Source organism: Victivallis lenta (assembly GCF_009695545.1).
Classification (GTDB): domain Bacteria; phylum Verrucomicrobiota; class Lentisphaeria; order Victivallales; family Victivallaceae; genus Victivallis; species Victivallis lenta.
The window spans coordinates 45694-63708 of record NZ_VUNS01000028.1; the positions used below are offsets into that span (position 1 = coordinate 45694).

General features: G+C 59.4%; 13 protein-coding genes. 4 read left to right on the forward strand and 9 right to left on the reverse strand.

Translation table 11 applies throughout. The annotated features are described in order from the left end of the window. The first annotated feature begins 36 nt into the window (after nucleotides 1–36). Nucleotides 37–2181: a DUF2079 domain-containing protein gene (locus FYJ85_RS18795; RefSeq protein WP_154420185.1), complete on the forward strand. Its 2145-nt coding sequence runs from the start codon at nucleotides 37–39 to the stop codon at nucleotides 2179–2181. Further along, on the forward strand, nucleotides 2178–3164 hold the full coding sequence (locus tag FYJ85_RS18800; protein WP_154420187.1) for a hypothetical protein: 987 nt from the start codon (nucleotides 2178–2180) through the stop codon (nucleotides 3162–3164). Before FYJ85_RS18795 ends, FYJ85_RS18800 begins: the two co-directional genes overlap by 4 nt. Here the strand turns inward: FYJ85_RS18800 and FYJ85_RS18805 are convergent. Both FYJ85_RS18805 and FYJ85_RS23305 read right to left on the reverse strand, forming a co-directional pair. Continuing rightward, nucleotides 3145–3663: a GNAT family N-acetyltransferase gene (locus FYJ85_RS18805; protein WP_158703879.1), complete on the reverse strand. Its 519-nt coding sequence runs from the start codon at nucleotides 3661–3663 to the stop codon at nucleotides 3145–3147. The genes FYJ85_RS18800 and FYJ85_RS18805 overlap by 20 nt on opposite strands. Before the next feature lie 149 nt (nucleotides 3664–3812). Then, nucleotides 3813–3989 (reverse strand): hypothetical protein, encoded by a 177-nt coding sequence (locus FYJ85_RS23305; protein ID WP_158703880.1) that lies wholly within the window; start codon nucleotides 3987–3989, stop codon nucleotides 3813–3815. A 164-nt stretch (nucleotides 3990–4153) separates the two neighbouring features. Here FYJ85_RS23305 and FYJ85_RS18810 point away from each other — a divergent pair, with 164 nt between their 5' ends. Both FYJ85_RS18810 and FYJ85_RS18815 read left to right on the forward strand, forming a co-directional pair. Beyond that, entirely contained in the window at nucleotides 4154–5932 is a 1779-nt protein-coding gene (locus FYJ85_RS18810; protein WP_106052948.1) for an alanine--tRNA ligase, read from the forward strand. Between the two features lie 21 nt (nucleotides 5933–5953). Then, complete coding sequence (locus FYJ85_RS18815) at nucleotides 5954–6454, forward strand: STAS domain-containing protein (protein ID WP_106052949.1); 501 nt, start codon at nucleotides 5954–5956, stop codon at nucleotides 6452–6454. 94 nt (nucleotides 6455–6548) lie between these two features. On the opposite strand, the gene FYJ85_RS18820 is transcribed toward FYJ85_RS18815, so the two are convergent. From FYJ85_RS18820 to FYJ85_RS18850, 7 genes are all read right to left on the reverse strand, one after another. Next, nucleotides 6549–8774: a DEAD/DEAH box helicase gene (locus FYJ85_RS18820; RefSeq protein ID WP_154420191.1), complete on the reverse strand. Its 2226-nt coding sequence runs from the start codon at nucleotides 8772–8774 to the stop codon at nucleotides 6549–6551. Between the two features lie 8 nt (nucleotides 8775–8782). Then, a complete protein-coding gene (locus FYJ85_RS18825; protein WP_154420193.1) occupies nucleotides 8783–10099 on the reverse strand; it encodes an ATP-binding protein in 1317 nt (438 codons plus the stop codon). Then, entirely contained in the window at nucleotides 10096–11568 is a 1473-nt protein-coding gene (locus tag FYJ85_RS18830) for a TerB N-terminal domain-containing protein (protein WP_154420195.1), read from the reverse strand. Before FYJ85_RS18830 ends, FYJ85_RS18825 begins: the two co-directional genes overlap by 4 nt. Nucleotides 11569–11779: 211 nt before the next feature. Continuing rightward, nucleotides 11780–12127, reverse strand: coding sequence for a cupin domain-containing protein (locus FYJ85_RS18835; RefSeq protein ID WP_154420197.1), 348 nt, complete (start codon nucleotides 12125–12127; stop codon nucleotides 11780–11782). Nucleotides 12128–12320: 193 nt separating this feature from the next. Continuing rightward, nucleotides 12321–15551, reverse strand: a complete 3231-nt coding sequence (locus tag FYJ85_RS18840; RefSeq protein ID WP_154420199.1) for a protein kinase family protein — start codon at nucleotides 15549–15551, stop codon at nucleotides 12321–12323. 40 nt (nucleotides 15552–15591) lie between these two features. Further along, nucleotides 15592–16347: a type II secretion system protein gene (locus tag FYJ85_RS24335; protein WP_420856501.1), complete on the reverse strand. Its 756-nt coding sequence runs from the start codon at nucleotides 16345–16347 to the stop codon at nucleotides 15592–15594. Nucleotides 16348–16557: 210 nt separating this feature from the next. Next, the gene (locus tag FYJ85_RS18850) at nucleotides 16558–17871 is read right to left on the reverse strand and encodes a hypothetical protein (protein ID WP_154420201.1); all 1314 of its coding nucleotides are present in this window, start codon (nucleotides 17869–17871) and stop codon (nucleotides 16558–16560) included. Nucleotides 17872–18015: the final 144 nt, after the last annotated feature.

Below are 18015 nucleotides of genomic sequence, written 5' to 3' on the forward strand. Positions count from 1 at the left end.
TCCGGTCTTCCGGAAGCAACGCGAAAGGGCCGTTTTTTGCCGCAGAAGCTGAAAATCATCGCTGCCGCCGCTCTGGAAAGCGCCGGAGCCGCGGTCGTATGTCACTATTTCTTCCGGCGGCTGCGGGCTTTCGACCCGGTTTACGAGGTTCTGTATCTTCAGCCGGCTCCATACTGGTCCGCGGTGCTCCTTTTCCTGCTTTTTCTGGCGCTCTTTCTGTTCCTTCCGGCCGGACGGCAAGGCCGGGCGGAGCGGGTCCGGGACTGGATGCCGCTGCCGTTCGCCGGAGCGCTTCTCCTGCCTCAGTTCGATTCGGTGCTGCCCCTGCTCGGCGCATTCCTGCTGACCGGGTGGGGAGCCTGCCGGTATGCCTCGAACCTCGCCGGCGGGGAGACGGCCTTGTCCGGCAAAGCACCCCTGCTTTCGCCGCGGACCGGCGCGGCGCTGGCGGTCCTGTTCGGCATGCTCGGCGTGTTCTGGGGGTTTCACCTGCAGAGGACGGCCGGCAATACCCTTTTCCTCTTTTATCACGACTGGGGGGAATATGCGGAGCATTACCGGCGGCTCGCGTTCTCCGCCGATATCCGCCCGATCGACTGGCTGGTCGGCGGCGGCCACTGGAACGGGGCGGTCAATCTGCTGATGAGCGCGGCAATCCGGCTGGTTCCGGCGCCGGAGACGATTTTTCTGCTGAACAGCGTCATGATCTTCTCCGCGGTCCCGCTGGTCTATCTGCTCGGCCGCCGGCTGAAACTGCCGGTTGCGACCGCGCTTGTCTTCGCGCTGTTTTTCCTGTTTTCGCCGGTGGTCAGCAACCAGCCGCTGTCGCTGTTCTACGGCTTCCACCCGGTCAATCTCCTGCCGGCGCTGTTCCTTCTCTTCTTCCTCTTCCGTGAACGCCGGCAGTACGCGGCGGCGGGCGCCGTGATGCTCCTGACTTTATTCGTGCAGGAGACCGCCGCCATCTTCTGGTTCGGCTGCGCACTCTATCTCGCCGCTGGAAAGCAGTACCGCAAAGCGGCCCTGCTCGCGGGCGGAATGCTCCTGTTCTTCTTTCTCACGATCAAATTCGCCATCCCGGCAGCGGTAAAAACGCCGGGCGGCACATATACGCAGATGTTCCATTTCTCCCAGCTGGGGAGCACGCCGGGCGAGGTGCTGCTTTCCCCGCTGCTGCGCCCCGCCGCGTTCTGGGGGACGCTCGCTTCTCCGAACAACCTCTCTTTCCTCCTGATGCTGGTCCTGCCGCTCTTCTTTTTCCTGATCCGCCGCCCGCTGCCGCTCCTGGCCGGAGTTCCTCTTCTGGCGGGGGTATGCCTCCAGTCGAGCCGCGACCTGCAGAATGTGGTGCTCCAATACGGCGTGGAACTCAACTGCCTCGTCTTCATCACCGCGCTCTATGCGGCGGAACAGCTGTTCCGGCAGGGAAACCGCAAAGCGCTTTTCGGAGCGCTCGCAGCTTCGCTGCTCCTGGTCCCGGCACTCTATCTGCTGGCCGGGAAAAGCATTCTGTTCGGGAAATATCCGGCGGCGCCGATCCTCTCCCGGCCGGACGCCTCCGAACTGGTCCTGTTCCTGAAATCCGCGCTGCCGCGCGGGGTTACGGTTCACGCCTCGCCCCGCATCCGCGCTCAGCTTGTATTCGATTTTCCGACCAGGGCGCTGACGGACCCGGCCGAACCGGGGGAATTCTACCTGTTCAGCCTCCGCCCGGAAACCATGACGCAAGCGGAGCTGAACGCATTTCGCTCAGCTCTGGCCGCCGACCCGACGATCGCCCCGATCACGAGCGCCAACTGGAACGATCTTGAATATGTGATTTTTGCGAAACTGCCGTCTCCGCGCCCCCCGGCGCCGCTCCCGTTCCTGCGCCTGACCACGCCGGAGGAGTTTGCCGCGCTGGGTCCGGTCGTCGCGGACGGGCCGGATGTGGAAATCCGCTGCCGGCCGCGACAGGACGGAACCCTGATCGGCGCCCGGCTGAAAAGAAGGGCGGAATCCGATCTGAAGTTCCGGTTCATACTCGGGCGCGGCAATGAACGCCTGACCAAAGAGGTGACGTTCGCCAACGGCCTGCGCCCGGCCGACAGCGTCGAAACGGGAACCGCCTTCTTCGTCCTGCTGCCGCCGCTCGAGGGCGGGTTTCCGGAACAGGTTCAAGCGGAAGTCCTTCCGCTATGAGAGCCGCATCCGTCCTGCGCAGGTTGCGGCGGGCCGTGCTTGCAGCGGCCACCCTCGCCGCCTTTGCCTGCGTGATCTGCTGGCTCCGGCAGCCGGACGCCGAAACTGCCGGCGGCCGGTTCGACCGGGAGGAAAACGCCATCCGGTTCGACGGCAGCGGCGGGTCGACACACCCGGACGGCGACATCGCGCTCCGGCAACGGTTCGACACGCTGAAACGGAACCGGGTCCGCCTTCTCTACGTGCCTTTCGATCCGGAACCGCCGCCCGGCGGTGCGGAACAGGCCGGGCGGCTCCTCAAGCTCGCCGGCGAATATGGCTTCGAAGTGATTCCGCAGGTCGGCGGCATCTATGAAGATTCCGCCCGTCCCGCCGAGCCGGAGTGGAGAACCAGATTCGTCCGTTCGGTCGCCCGGCTGCTCGACGACCATCCGGAATTTGCCGGAATCCAGCTCAGGATCGAGTCGCTGCCCGGCGGCAATGCGGATTATCTGAAGCTGCTCGACAAACTGCGGCCGCTCGTCGGGCCGCGCCGTCTCGAAGCGGCGGCTTACCCGCCGCCATCCTGGTTCCGGGCGCAGCCGGAAGTTTGCTGGAGCAGGGAGTTTCTGACCGAAGTCGCCGAACGCTGCGACCGCATGACGGTCAGGATGCACCATACGGGACTCTCCGACCGGAAACATTATATCCGGCTTATGCGGATATGGACACGCGAACTGCTCGACGCCGCCAAAGGAACCGACTGCCGGCTTCTGTTCGAGCTGCCGGCCGGCGGCACCGCCGACAACCGGCACGATCCCGCCGCGGAAAACCTGGCGGCGGCGCTCCGCGGCGTTCAGGCCGGTCTGAACGGACACGATCTTGCGAACTATCTCGGCTGTGCCGTTGACAGTGAACGGGAAATGACCTCCGGCAGCTGGTCCGCCTGGCAGGCCGTTTTTTGCGGCGCGCGTCCGGAAACGGTCAGAGACGGATCTCCATGATGTAATCGTCCATGACGAAGCCGCCGCCGATATCGGTGACCATCTCGTTCGCCTTGTGAAAACCGTTCCGTTCATAGGCGCGGATCGCCGCGGTGTTGTGCCGGTTCACATTCAGATGCAGCACCTTGTACCCCTTCTTCCGCGCCTCGGCGATGACGTGCTTCAGCGCCAGCGTGCCGATGCCGCGGTTATGATAGGCGGCGTCGAGGTAGAGCTTGTGCAGCTTCGCACACTCGCGGCTGTGCTCGGAACAGGGGCCGTAACTCGTAAAGCCGACCGGCGTACCGCCGTCGAAAATCAGATCGAAACGGGTCCCCTCCCCGTACTCCTTCTCGAGCACGGGCAGGTCGTACATCATCTTGAGCATATAGCGGATCTGTCCTTCGTCCAGAATCGTCCGGTAAGCCTCCGGCCAGATCCTTTCGGCCAATCGGGCCACAATCGGAAGCTCTTCCCGCGAAGCGGATGCAATCGTAATATTTTCCACGGCATACGGCATTTTGAAACACTCCTCCTGTTGGTTGCACCGGGAATATAGCATAGCCGGAAGAAAATTGCAACCCGCCGCTCCCCGGCAATCCCGTCGCGGACAAAAAAACACCCGGCGGAGCCGAAACTCCCCGGGCGTCTTTACCGGTGACTGCCGAATTACTTCGCGGCCGGAGCCGGACAGGCCGTCTTGCCCGGGCATGCCGTGGTCGGGCACGCCTTGCCGGACGGACAGTCGGATTTCCCGCAGCTGCCGCTGCCGCAGCATCCCGCGGCAACGAACATGACGGCACCCGCGAACGCGGCGATCATCAGAGCTTTCCTGAACATTTTCATTTCCCCTTTCCTGTTGGTGACCGGAACTCCGGATCCGGATTACAGTTACTATACACGATTCCGTGAAAATGTCAAACCCGCACTTGAAAAAGCTGCTCGCGCCGTTACATTAATAAATCAGTGACATTCAAAAAACGATTCAATACAGTTCAGGACAAACAGGAATGAAAGCATCTGAAATCCGCCGCCGATATATCGAATTTTTCAAGAACAGAAACCACGCGGAGATCAAAAGCGCTCCGCTGATTCCCGAGAATGACCCGACCTGCCTGTTCACCACGGCCGGAATGCACCCGCTGGTGCCGTATCTGCTCGGGGCGAAGCATCCGTCCGGCACGCGGCTGACCGATTACCAGAAATGCATCCGCACCGGCGACATCGACGAGGTCGGCGACCCGGTGCACCTGACCTTCTTCGAGATGCTCGGCAACTGGTCGCTCGGCGACTATTTCAAGAAAGAGATGATCGGCTTCAGCTTTGAATTTCTGACCGGGAAAGAGAACCTGAACATTCCGGCCGACATGCTCGCCGTGACCGTGTTCGCCGGTGACGAAGACTGTCCGTTCGACGAAGAGGCCTACAACGAATGGCGCTCGCACGGCATCCCGGCGGCCCGCATCGCGAAACTCGGCAAGAAGGACAACTGGTGGGGCCCGGCCGGCACCACCGGTCCCTGCGGCCCGGATACCGAGATGTTTTACTGGACCGGGCCGCTGCCCGCCCCCGAAACGTTCGATCCGGGCGACAAGCGCTGGGTCGAAATCTGGAACGACGTCTTCATGCAGTATAACAAGACGGCCGACGGCAAATTCGAGCCGCTGGCGCAGAAGAACGTCGATACCGGCATGGGCCTCGAACGCGTGACCGCGATCCTGCAGGGCAAGGCGAGCTGCTACGAAACCGAAATTTTCGCGCCGATCTTCGCAAAGCTCGACGAAATCCGCGGCATCGACGCGCCGGCCGCCGTCCGCACGAGCTCGGAACGCATCATCGCCGACCATCTGCGCGCCGCGACTTTCATTCTCGGCGACGGAATCACGCCGGGCAAGGTCGATCAGCCGTATGTGCTGCGCCGCCTGATCCGCCGGGCGATCCGCGAAGGGCGCAAGCTCGGCATCAACGACGCCTTCACCTCGAAAATCGCGGATGCGGTCATCGAAGAGTTCGGCGATGTCTACCCCGAACTCCGGGACCGGGCCGCCGTCATCCGCGAAGAGCTCGACCGCGAGGAAAAGCAATTCGCGGTCACGCTCGAAAAGGGGACCCATGAGTTCCAGAAGCTGATCGACCGCGTTCCCGCCCATATCGAGAAGAAAATCATCTCCGGCAAAAACGCTTTCAATCTGTATGAGACCTACGGGTTCCCGATCGAACTGACCATTGAAATGGCGCAGGAAAAAGGATTCCAGGTCGACCGGGCCGGTTATGACGCCGCCTTCGCCAAACATCAGGAGATGAGCCGCGCCGGCGCCGAACAGAAATTCAAGGGCGGCCTCGCCGACAGCTCCGAGGCGACCGCCGCGCTGCACAGCGCGACCCACCTGCTGCAGGCGGCGCTCCGCAAGGTGCTCGGCACGCATGTCGAACAGCGCGGCTCGAACATCACGGCCGAGCGGCTCCGCTTCGACTTCTCGCACGAGGACAAGATGACGCCGGAGCAGCTCAAGCAGGTCGAAGACCTGGTCAACGACGCGATCAGCCGCGACCTGCCGATCGTCTGCGAGGAGATGGATGTCGAAACCGCCAAAAATTCCGGCGCGATGGGACTCTTCGAGAACAAGTACGACGCCAAAGTCAAGGTCTATACGATGGGCGACGTCAGCAAGGAGATCTGCGGCGGTCCGCATGCGAGCCGCACCGGGGAACTCGGCCGGTTCAAAATCAAGAAGGAAGAGAGTTCGAGCCGCGGCGTCCGCCGGATCAAGGCCGTTCTGGAACGATAACCCCCGGGGAGGAGTGAGACAATGAAAGAGTCCGATCTGCTGATTTCGCACCGTGACGGCGTTTATTTCGTCAAGGTTTCGGGCCGCGCGAATTTCGAATACGCGGTGCCGCTGCGCGAACTGGCCAAGACGCTCGACAATTTCAGATGCGTGCGGATGGATATGACCGAATGCCTGGCCATGGACAGCACCTTCATGGGCGTGCTTTCGATGATCGGGCTCAAAGCCAAACGCTGCGACGCGAAAGTCGAACTCGTGAACGCTTCGGAGTTCCTGACCAAACTGCTGCGCGATCTCGGCGTGGTCAAGCTTTTCGACTTCGTCGCCGGCGGCGGCGACTCCGATGCGGATTACGACAGCGCGGCCCGGAAAGCCGACCTGCTGACCACCGCCGAAACCGTCGCCGAAGCACATGAAACCCTCGTCGAAGCCGACCGGTCCAACGCTGAAAAATTCGATCAGGTCATCGCTTTCTCCAAGCAGGACGTCGAACGTCTGAAAAAGGAAAAAGAGGGGAAATAATCCTCCTCTTTTCAGGCTGCAATGCCGCGGGGCCCGGAGGCAGATGTACCACCTCCGGGCCCCGCGATGCATTAGTCAGCGGACTGTATCGGGGCTAATGCCAGCTGCGGATGCGCGCCCTCATTTCGTCTATGCCGAGAATGCCGTAAGCGAATCCTTTTCTGACCAATTGCTGCGGCAGGAATTCATCGTATTTTTCGAACAGCGGAACTTCGCCCTTGTAAATCAGCTCCATCGGGTCGAGCGGCTGTTTTTCCATCTCGCCGAGGAGGCGGAAGAACTCCTCTTTCGACGCCTTCATCCGGAAAATCAGGAAGTACGGCCGCGACGAATCCAGCGCGGAGAGGCCGAGCGCGGGGCCGCACTTGATTTTGATAAAGCGCTCCAGGGCAAGAAACGCATAGGTTCCGAGCCACGGAAACAGGCACCACATGTCGCCGCCCAGACAGATCAGCGGCTCTTCGGTCATGCCGGAGTGACGGGCAGTGCGGCGCGCCTCGTCGAGCCGCGCCACGGCATTTTTCATGAGATACGGATAAGAGCAGTTCTCCCGCAGCACCTCGCGCATCCGTTCCAGAATCCGGGTATGGATGTCGCCGGGACACTGGCCGAAATAGGCGGGCACTTTCCCCCGGACCTGCGAGCAGTAGACCAGATGGCGATTGTGATCGACCTCTTCAACGATCCACACATGCCCGGCCAGCGCGATTTTTTCGCCGACCGGCGGCGGCATGACGATCGTGCCGAGCTCCTGCGACTCGTTGCGCACGGTGTACTCCTCGTTCTCCTTGAACACGGCGTAGAACTTGAAGGAGCTGGTCTGCCGCTCCCCGGCCAGGCCGATGATCAGCCCGCCCTCCTCGGTTTTCTGGATCTGCTCCGTGGAGACGAGGTGCCGCAGCAGAAGCCTGTAGTCCTCCTGTGTGATCCGGTGGAAATAACTCAGCGAAAGCACGCGCGAAGCGAGCGCCGCCGCCGACATCTCGCCGCAGGAGGCCAGCGTGCACATGGTCTGGTGGTAAAGCAGGCTGAACGGCAGCCGGTCCAGCTTCGGCGGCTCGACCCAGCGCTCCTCGCGGTAGAGCTGAATCAGAGCGATGCCCTGGATGAGCGTCCAGGGGACCGTGACCGGCAGCATCGCCCGCGCCTCGGGCTGCTCCTCCTGCATGACGAACCACATCTCCGGCGGCAGGTCCCGCCGCCCGGTCCGCCCCATGCGCTGCAGGAAGGAGGAAACCGTGAAAGGGGCGTCGACCTGAAACGCACGTTCGAGCCGGCCGATGTCGATGCCGAGCTCGAGGGTCGCGGTGGTGACGGTGGTCAGGAACTGTTCCTCATCTTTCATGATCGCTTCAGCGGTCTCCCGGTAGGAGGTGGACAGATTGCCGTGGTGAATCAGGAACCGGTCCGGCTCATGCCTGATTTCACAATATTGCCGCAGCGTGGTGGTGGCGGCCTCGCACTCTTCGCGGGAGTTCAGGAAGACAAGGCACTTTTTTCCGCGGGTATGCTCGAAAATATAACCCATGGCGGGATCGGCGTTGACGGGAGCGGTATCGGTCTTTCCGTCCAGCTCCGGCTGCGCGTCCTGGATCTCCCGCTCCTCCGCCGCCTGCGCGCCGAGAACGTAGAAGTGCTCCATGGAGAGCCGCCAGCGGGCGCCTCCGGCCTCGATTTTCGGGATGGCGGTCTTTCGCCCGGTTCCGGCGGAGAGAAATTTCCCGGTGCTTTCGAGGTCGCCGATGGTGGCGGAGAGCCCGATCCGGCGCGGATTCACCCCGGCGAGCTTCGAAAGCCGTTCAATGAGGCAGAGGGTCTGGCCGCCGCGGTCGCCGCGCATCAGGGAGTGAACCTCGTCGATGACGATGAACCGCAGGTCGCCGAACAGCCGGGCGATATAGGCGTGTTTGTGAAGCAGCAGCGCCTCGAGCGATTCAGGCGTGATCTGAAGAATGCCGGAGGGGTTCTCCAGAAGCCGCTTTTTGCGGGATTGCGCGACGTCGCCATGCCAGTGCCACACCGGGATATCCGCCTCCCTGCAGAGGTCGTTGAGCCGCTGGAACTGATCGTTGATCAGCGCCTTCAGGGGGCCGATATAAACCGCGCCGACGGATTTCGGCATATCTTCGGTGAACAGCGTCAGGATGGGAAAGAAGGCGGCCTCGGTCTTCCCCGACGCGGTGGAAGCGGAGAGCAGCAGGTTGTCGTCGGTGTTGAACACGGCGTCACCCGCGGCAACCTGAATGGCCCGCAGCGACTCCCAGTTGTTCTGGTAGATGAAATCCCGGATGAACGGCGCATAGCGGTTGAAGATATTCATCGGCGTCCTCAGATCTCGAACTCTTCGAACTCTTTATCCGGCGCTTCCCCGTCGATCTCCGTCCGGGCGAACTCGAATTGTTCCGAACCGAGAAGCCCGGCGACATCGATTCCGGGATTCTGGTACACGATATTCAGCAGCTCGATGAAATCGCGGATCACTTCGCGCGGCGTGATGTTCGTATCCGCCCCGATCCGGCTGAATTCGATTTTGATGAAGTCGACTAGGTCCTGCTGGCTCAGGGCCGGTTCATATTCGAAAAGCCCGGCGTGGATGGCGGCGAGCTTCTCGATCAGCACAAGCATCTCCTCGTTGGTGAGCGGCGAAAGCCTGATGACCGGCGAAAGCACATCCCGGACGCCGTCGCACCCGAAGCGGCCCGCCTCCAGCCGGGATTTCAGCGCCTCGTAGCTGAACACCCCGCGCCGCGTATCTTCGATGCACGGGAGCGTGCCGCCCATGATGATGCCGAGATGGCGCGCCTTCCCCTGCAGCGTGTCGTTGTACATGGTCAGGATTTTTTCGTAATTGTACTGCCGCGTAATGCTGTTCGGGATCTTGTAGATGTTGACGAGCTCATCGATCAGGATCAGAAGACCACTGTAACCGGCCTTCTTGAGGAACATGGCGAAAAGCTTGATGTACTCGTACCAGTCGTCGTCCGTGATGACGATGTTGACGCCGAGCTCGGCCCTGGCCTCGGTTTTATTCGCATACTCGCCGCGGAACCACTTGACGACCTTCGCCTTTTCCCCGTCGTCTCCGTCGAGGGCGGCGCGGTAGTAGATGGTCAGCAGCCGGGCGAAATCGAAGCCGTGAACCATCTCGTTCAGGGAGTGGATCACCGCGTATATCTTCTTCTCCACCAGCCGGCCGAAGCCGTCGTCGCCGGGCGCGAGCCCGCTCTCGAGCGCCGTTTCGCTCTGAACGCTGCTGATCCACCGGTCGAGGATGAGCGTGAGCGCGCCGCCCTCCGGACGGGTCCGGGTGGACATATTCTGAATCAGTTCCTTGTAGGTGGCGAGCCCCTGCCCCCGGGTGCCCTGCAGCCGCCGCTCCGGGGAGAGGTCCGCGTCCGCCACGACGAAGTTCCTGTCCATGGCATAATTGCGAATGGTCTGCAGGAGAAAGCTTTTGCCGCTGCCGTACCTGCCTGCGATAAAGCGGAAGGAGGCGCCGCCCTCCGCGATCAGGTCGACGTCGTGCAGCAGGGCGTCGATCTCCGTCTCCCGGCCGACCGTGATGTACGGCAGCCCGATCCGCGGCACCACGCCGCCTTTCAGGGAGTTGATGATGACGGTCGATATGCGTCTGGGTATTTTCATTTCCGGATCATTCCTCTCAATTCCTCTCTATAATCCTCGATCACTTCCGGCTTTTCCGCATCATAGCCGATCACTGTGTCTCCGAAGCGGTCGAACAGCTTTTCGTTGATGGAGTCGACCAGTACCGACGGCAGGAGACTCCTCTCCCGGGCGAAAGTCCCCCAGTCCCCGCCGTCCAGCAGACAGCCGAGAAAGCCGTATTCGGCGTCGGGAAGAAGCGCGGCCTCTTCAGCAGCCGCCGGACCCGTTTCCGGCGGCGGAGCGGAGGGCGGCGCAACTGCCGGACCGGCGGCCTCTTCCGGTTCTTCCACAATCAGCCGGTTCTGCGTCGCGAGCGCCGCCTCGCGGATGCGGGAAAGCCGGGAGAGGTCCAGCGTGATTTCGGACCGGGCGCTTTTCCGCTTCGCCTCAAGAAGCTTCCCGATTTCGGCATTGATGATGCTTTGGAACAGCCGGGTGGTCTTTTCCTCCTTCAATGCGGATTTGAAACCGTACTGAAGGCGCATGAGGGCGTCGATGCTCTTCAGCAGCGCCCCGATCTGCCGGAGTTTGTCCTTGTAGCGCAGAAACCGGTCGCAACTCCAGCCGCCGCCGCTGCAGCGGTATCGGTAAATATCGTTGATCTCGTAGACATACTCCCGCCGCCGGATGCGGTCGAAAAAGACGGCGGAACGGAACATATTGTAGCTCGTGCCGGTCTGAAGTTTGCCGAAAAATTTTTCGCAGAGGCTGTTCCGCCGGTTTTTGCCGTAATACTCCGACAGGGATGCGAACACGCCGGCGACCACGGTTTTCACATCGTCCGGATACTGCTTGAAAAATCCGGAGTTTTCAAGGCGGTAAGGCGAGAGGGAGACCAGGGCCGCAAACACCTCGTCCGTACTGTGCGAGCCGTAATTCATCAGCGTCAGGATCGCCCGGTCGGCCTCCGCATCCGGGCAGCCGTCCAGCAGGGATCTGTCGAGGTTGTAGTAAACGACGTAATCCCGGAGCCACAGCCTGGCGTAGCGGTTGATGGCCGAATCGATCTGCCCGTAAGCTTCGTGAAAACTTTTCAGCCTGCGGAAGCCCTCCTCGGGAGTGCCGGTTCCGATCTGGTTCAGCAGCTCATAGAGGTAGACGAAAGCGAACGAGAGCGAAGTTTTTTCGACGATGCCGCGCCGGACCCGGGTTCGCCAGGAGAAATAGCCGCGGAGCTGCCGGTCGTTCATGGCCTGATAGGTCGGGAAATAGCGGACGAACTCCCCGCCGAAGTCGAAGTCGTCCTCGAACTCCTCCATGAACTTGCCCTGCTTATAGAAGATGATCGCCTCGGAATTTTCGTAAATGCTGTAGCTCCGGGCGAGCTTCCGCATCTCCCGGTATTCCGGCGGGGTGGCGCCGGCGAGCAGGGCCGCCGTTCTCGGAATCGGCTCGTCCCGATAGATTCTGGATGTGACCGCGTCGCCGGACGCGCCTTCTTCGTACATACTTCCGCCCTCTTCCGGCCCCGAGGGAACTTCCCTGGATTCATTCGCCGGACCATGCTTCTAAAAGTAACCCGGGACCCGCACTCTTTCAAGTGCGGATCAGAGGTATTTTTGAAACTGCGGCAAAGTTCTCCGGTGTCCGGGCGCAGGGATTGCGGCGGGGTCGGACGCTCCGCCGCAATCCGTTAAGTTCATTCAGAACTCGACGGCGTTACGCCTTGATCATGACCAGCATCATTTTGAAGGCGGTAACGGCCGAGAGCGCGTGCGGAATGTTCGCGGGCATGATGATGCTCTCCCCGCTCTTCAGCAGATGCGGCTTCCCGGCAATGGCGATCTTCACCTCGCCGTCGAGCACGTTCACCAGCGCGTCAAAGGGAGCGGTGTGCTCACTGAGCCCCTGCCCTTCGGCAAACGCGAACAAAGTCACCGTGCCGCCGCCGCTCTCGACGATGGTGCGGCTGACGACCGCGCCTTCCGCATACGCAACCAGCCCGGCCGGAGAAAAAACCTCCGCCTTTCCGAACTTCGAACCATTGGCATTTGAACAACTCTCCATCTTCTCTCCTCCTCTGTTGCAAGCCGCCGGACCGGTGTTTCCGGCGGCGGCCGGTATCCATACCATACACCGCCGCGCGGAAAATGCAAACGGACCCGTTCCGCAGATACGCCTCCCCCGCCGGAAATCTCGCCCCCGCTCCGGCATGCACGCCGCCGCCGGAGAAATAAACCGCCGTTCCCGCCGGGCCGTCTCAGCGGGTCAGGTGGTATGCCATCACGCCGCCGGGAAAGCCGGCGGTATCCGCTCGAAACGCAAAACTGCCGTTCTGAAACGTTCCTTTGATTTCACCGAGTTCGGAACCGTCGGTTTTGAGTGCCGTTACCCGAAAGGGAACATTCGACTTGATTGCAACGGTCGCGGCGCCGCGGCGAAGCAGCATGGGCAAGTGTCCGTGGGCGCGATGCAGAGTGAACTCGGTATTGCCGAAATGAGCGGCGGTATTATCGAGGTTGGTCAGCTGCAGCAGCAGGATGCTTCTGCTTTCAGCCAGCGGCAAGTCGTCGAGCGATAAAGCGGCAACCGTCTGGAAAGTCGAAGCGTCGTAAACCCGCATTCGGTTCCCGGCAAGTTCGCCGCCGGGTAACGTCAGAGATTCGGAACGCGGAGTTGTCACTGCAAATGTTTTCGCCCCGGAATCCAGAGTGATCTGACCGGTTGAGCTGCGGGCAATGCCGTTTTTCACCGTCTTTTCCCAAAGTCCGCGGATGCGTCCGTTATGGGTCGAGCGGGGATTGAACGTTGCGGAAAAAGGCAGCCGGAACACTCCGCCGGGAAGCGGGGCATCACCGGCAGACGAACCGATTCGGGCGATCAGCCCGAGTTGAAGAAGAGCCGGAGTTTCCGAAAAACTGAGCATCCTGCCGGCATCGAAAAGATCGTCGGGAACAGCGATGGCGTATTTCTCCCTTGCCGCTTCGACGTCGCCGCGGCGGAACATCAGGACTGCGATACGGTCGGAAAGTTGTACCAATGGATCGTTCGCGGCGTCGAACATCGTCGGCGGATTGATTCCGACAACCGAATTCCGGCTGTGGCTCCACGCGAATCGGTAGAGCCCATCCCAATCCTGCAGCGCAGAATAAGCACCGATCAGCGGTCCGCCTTCCGCACGGTAGAGATTCGGCTTCACAAAATTGAACTCAGTTATAACAAAGGGCTTGCCGAAAATGCGGGCTGCCATCATTTCACGCGGCACCTGCGCTTTTCTGGCGATGGCGGACGTCTGCGAATAAGCATTCGGCAGCCGCCACGCCGCTTCGGGGAAGGTCGGATGGTCATGGTAACCGTGGGAATCCACCACGTCGAATTGATGCCGAAGCCGCACCAGATCAGCCTGCTCCGCTCCGTTGTTGAGGCTGGTCAGGAGTATTTTCGTTTTGATCTCATCGCGCAGGAAACGCAATTGTTCTTCCAGCGCCTTATTCTGAAGCTCATTCAGGAACTGCCGGAAGCGGCGGTCGTCTTTCCGGGCGGGAAACCCATTGTTCTTTGCCCATTGAGCATACTTTTCCCGGTAGAGCGGGGCGGCCGCCGACCAATTGAGGCTCAGCGGCTCTTCATTGACCAGGTTCAACATCCAGATCGCCGGATCCTCTTTCCAGCGGAAACCGGTATAGGGATTGCGGTGTTCCAGGAGATTGCGGCTGAATGCCTTCCAGTTATTCATAGCAGCCCGGCTGATCGGCAGCAACGCTTTCAGGCCGGCTCTTTCACAGAGCCGGAGTTCCGGAATATCGTCACCGGGTTTGAACGCGCGAGCGGAGTAGAGGTCAATGGTAGTATAGATTCCCTGTTTCGCCATCGCGAAAATGAGATAATCGAGCTTGTCGAGCCGGGCAGCGTCGAAGGTCACACTGTCCGGGGCTTCCGGATCAACGAGGAGGCCGTCGTAATGGTGAATGCGCAGACTGTTATAACCGAGTTTGCGGAAATCCGCGGCAAGCTTGTCCGCTTCCGCCTTTTCCAGATAACAGGCGGAAAAACAAATGTTGGCCCCGTAAAGGCGAATCCGTTTTCCCGGAGCCTTTTCAAAACCGAGCGTTCCGTCGGGACGGGCGATGATCGAGCCGTATCTGCCGGCGGGAGCCTCCGTATAGCGCGAGAAGTCGAGCGGGCTGCCCGCCACGATTTCCTTGGTGAATTCAAGCGGCAGCCACTCCTTTCCGGAGGCAAGCAGGACGTCGTTGTCCGCGCGGGAAAACCGGAACGGCCGGTCGGCAAGCGTGATGCCGGCAATCATCCACATGGCGTTAACGTGTTCCGGATTGAGCTGAAATTCAAGCCGGCGCGGATCGCTGCGCTTCAATGCAAAAGGAGCGGCGTAAAGTCCGACGGGCGCCGCCGGATTCTCGTGCTTCCAGGCAACTGCGGCGTTTTTGCGGGGAAACGGATTCCACCAGTTGCCGCTGTCGTCCGCAAGGGAAACCGGAATCTTCTGGAGTGAACCATCCGCGAAAGTCACATTCAAATATCCGAGCGGCTTACCGCCGGAAGGCGTCCAGGCGGAAGCATGCAGCAGGGTGACGGCACGGGCCTCGGTGTCTGACGGGAGTTCGACGGCAGCCCGGCGCTTCGCAACGGTGCGTCCCATCACAATGGCGGCCTTTCCTCCGTTTCGAGCGGGATCAATGATATTGAATGTGATGTTTTCAAGATGCACTTTGCGCTGCGTGAAGGAACGCAGGTCGTTGTTCGCCCCCTGATCACTCCAGCCGCCCCGGCCGTCGTCGGCAACGTCATCGGCAAAACCGAAATTCACAGCCTGCGAAATATCGACCGGCATGGACCGGATGGTTTCAACCGTGACGGCAAGGTCGATCCGGCTTTCGGAGAGTTTGCCGGAACCGGGGGTGCCGCAGAGCCGCAATGACAGCCGGTCGCCGCCGAATTTGCGGTTGTCCTGCACTTCGAGGGTGAAATTTCCCTTGAAACGCAGTGTAGTTCCTCCGGTGAGTACAACGGTCAGTTCTTTCGCCTCTTTGGCTCCGGCGATATACCGGTCGGTGAATTTTTCCGGCAAATCAAGCTTCCGGCCATCAACCGTCACGTCGAAAGGACCGTTGCCGGTCGGGAGGTCGAGCGAAGCGCAGAAAACGTTGATTGCCATCGGATGCGGGAATACGGCATTCACGGTAAACAGGAAACCGGACGGCTCCAGCGGAGTGATCGTTTCCGTAATCCGAATCGAATCTCCCCCGAACCACATCGTGCCGGACGCGCTTCCGCCCTGCCGTCCGATACGGGCGGCGTCCATCTCCCATTTTGCAGTCGCCCACTTGTCATTGAAACATCGGACACTCAACTCGGCGGGACCGAGTTTGAGAAAACCGTTGCTCTTCACCTGAACAACGGAAGGCAGTTCCGCCGCCGTCGCGGCGGCAGCCGCCGTGATTGCCAGAAGCAGTATCCAGAATTTTTTCATCCTGCTGATCAATCCTTAATTTCAGTTGATTATGAAATCTTTACCGTTTATATACTTCCCACACTTCTTCCCGGAAAAGCTCCGTGCTGTTTACCAGGGAAACATGGCAGTCAAAGAACAGTGCATTCGCTCTTTTGGAGTGAATGAAATGCACTCCCTCTCCAGTGAAATAGGAAGTTTCCGTTTTCCTTTTCCAGCTCCACCAAGCCAGATTCCACGGCGCTCCGGGCGGATTGGTCGACAGGTTCAGTGTTTCCGTGTGATGCAATTTTTGCGAAGGATTCACCACTTTGGGATAAAAGTGGACAAGCCAGTCCCTGGTACTCTCGCCCGGCAATCCCGTCCCGTTTTTGGCGTAAGTGTTCATATTGTAAAGGCCGTCGCCGCCTGCCGCAATCCCGATCTTCTCCGGACAGAGGCGGTTGAACGGTACTATTTCACGCTTCCCCCAGGCCAGCTTCCAGGGAGTTCCGCTTTCACGGACCGGGGAAATTCCGAAATACGGATAAAACCCGGCACATACGGAATACGAACTCCAAGACGGCATGTTAAACGGTACATCAAAGCCCCTGTTGTCGTCACTGTAAGCCATGTTCGCCATCCCGACCGACTTGAGGTTATTGGTACATTTGGTCGTCCGGGCCCTGCCGCGCGCCTGATTCAAGGCGGGAAGCAGCATGGCCGCCAGGATCGCAATAATACTTATCACAACCAGCAATTCGATAAGTGTGAAATTATTTGATAATGTCCCGAATTTTGTGAAGACAAAGATTGTTTCAAGCCATGAACTTTCTATTCATTTAAAATTGACCTCTGGATTTCCGGCAATAGTCAGCAGAAGATTCCCCAGGATTCTTTGAGGAAGAAGCGAGGGGAAATCCTTGTGAACTTGAAAAATAGAATTCCGTGTACTATTATGAGTCAGGGCAAATCAATGCTCATTGGCATACTATCCATTCTTTCACAAAATTTAGGACAAACACCCCATCATATACCAAACGGAACGTTATTCACAAAGCAGTTCATACGCGAAAACCAGATGTCCCGGATAACGCGTGGTATCGGCAATGAAGCTGCGGGAATCCCCCTGTTCGATCAGCGGAATTTCCGCAATACGGGTTCCGTCCAGATCAATCGCGTAGAGTTTTTTCGCCCGTTCCGGAAGGAGGAACGTTGACTGGGCGTGGCGCCCCAGTGGTTTACCCCCCACATAATTGGTAACCTGCGTCCGATCTGCGCTATCAAACGTCATGCCGCGCGCCAGAACATCGGAGATATGCATCAGCAGAACCTTCTGAGAATCCGCCAGCGGCTTTCCATCCATGGCGGCGGCTCCGGCCGTCACGAAAACATTCCCGTTGCGGACGGTCAGGAACGAGCCTTTCTCCTCCTCTCCGGCCGGCAGGACAAACGCCTCGTGGCGCGGCGTAACGACCCGAGCGGAGTTTGTCTTGAAATCAGTGGTAATTTCTCCATTCAGCGTCGTCAGGGTATCGCCGTCGGCAAATTGGATGCCGAGCAGCTTCTGCAATTTTTCGACTGCGCTTTCCGAATGATCACCGTTGATGATCGGTACGGACGTATGTCGCTGCTGAAGTTTTTCATCGAGGGAATAAATCGCGACCGTATCCGGGTTGAGTTCCGGCGAAAACCGACCGTTCCCTTCATGAATCACCAGTTCGGCACGCGCTACCAGAGCCAGTTCGCGCACGTCAGAGGGCACGTTGTTGTAGAGCGTCCCTGGCTTCACGGCAACGGCAATGCGCTTGAAACCGGGGGTGGCGTCCTGACGGCGGAACAGCAACACCAGCATACGCTCGGACAGCCATTTGACCGGATCATTGACCGAATCAAAACAATCGATTTCCGTATTATTGAACATCCGCTCCCGACTGTGCGAATAATCAAAATGCCAGATGCCATTCAGCCCTTTGTAGGAGGCATAAGCGCCATAGATCATCCCCTCCTCTGAACGAAAGGAATTAGGGTAAACAAAGTTCGATTCCGTCCAGAAAAGCGGCACGTTCAAATAAGATGCCAATACGCGTAAGTTCGGGTATCCACAGGCAATCATGCTCTTGTTTTTGATGACCCATTGCGGGAACTGAGGGTGATCCCAATACGGGTGATTGTCGAAAAAGCCATATTGGAATACCTGTTCCGGGAATATATTTGACGGGCCACCATTGTTCTGATCGCCAATCGGCACGCGGATGCCAAGTTCCCCACGCATAAAATTCTCCATATCGGCGAAAAATTCCCGATACACTATGCCGAGATACTTGTAATACTCCGCAAGCCGGTTTTTCGGCGTAACCATGATTTTTTTCTCATTACACCTAAATCCGTGAAATAACAGGTAAAATTAAAGTTAAAACAGAGGCAAACCTCTTGGGTTGCAGTATATTACATGAGAATACAACATAACGAATGGACTCAACCCGATAGGAGAAACGATGGCAAC

Bases quoted from the DNA above. Each gene is read 5' to 3' on its own strand.
- FYJ85_RS18800 (WP_154420187.1), top strand. From the start codon at position 2,178: ATGAGAGCCGCATCCGTCCTGCGCAGGTTGCGGCGGGCCGTGCTTGCA.
- FYJ85_RS18805 (WP_158703879.1), bottom strand. From the start codon at position 3,663: ATGCCGTATGCCGTGGAAAATATTACGATTGCATCCGCTTCGCGGGAA.
- FYJ85_RS23305 (WP_158703880.1), bottom strand. From the start codon at position 3,989: ATGAAAATGTTCAGGAAAGCTCTGATGATCGCCGCGTTCGCGGGTGCC.
- FYJ85_RS18810 (WP_106052948.1), top strand. From the start codon at position 4,154: ATGAAAGCATCTGAAATCCGCCGCCGATATATCGAATTTTTCAAGAAC.
- FYJ85_RS18815 (WP_106052949.1), top strand. From the start codon at position 5,954: ATGAAAGAGTCCGATCTGCTGATTTCGCACCGTGACGGCGTTTATTTC.
- FYJ85_RS18820 (WP_154420191.1), bottom strand. From the start codon at position 8,774: ATGAATATCTTCAACCGCTATGCGCCGTTCATCCGGGATTTCATCTAC.
- FYJ85_RS18825 (WP_154420193.1), bottom strand. From the start codon at position 10,099: ATGAAAATACCCAGACGCATATCGACCGTCATCATCAACTCCCTGAAA.
- FYJ85_RS18830 (WP_154420195.1), bottom strand. From the start codon at position 11,568: ATGTACGAAGAAGGCGCGTCCGGCGACGCGGTCACATCCAGAATCTAT.
- FYJ85_RS18835 (WP_154420197.1), bottom strand. From the start codon at position 12,127: ATGGAGAGTTGTTCAAATGCCAATGGTTCGAAGTTCGGAAAGGCGGAG.
- FYJ85_RS18840 (WP_154420199.1), bottom strand. From the start codon at position 15,551: ATGAAAAAATTCTGGATACTGCTTCTGGCAATCACGGCGGCTGCCGCC.
- FYJ85_RS18850 (WP_154420201.1), bottom strand. From the start codon at position 17,871: ATGGTTACGCCGAAAAACCGGCTTGCGGAGTATTACAAGTATCTCGGC.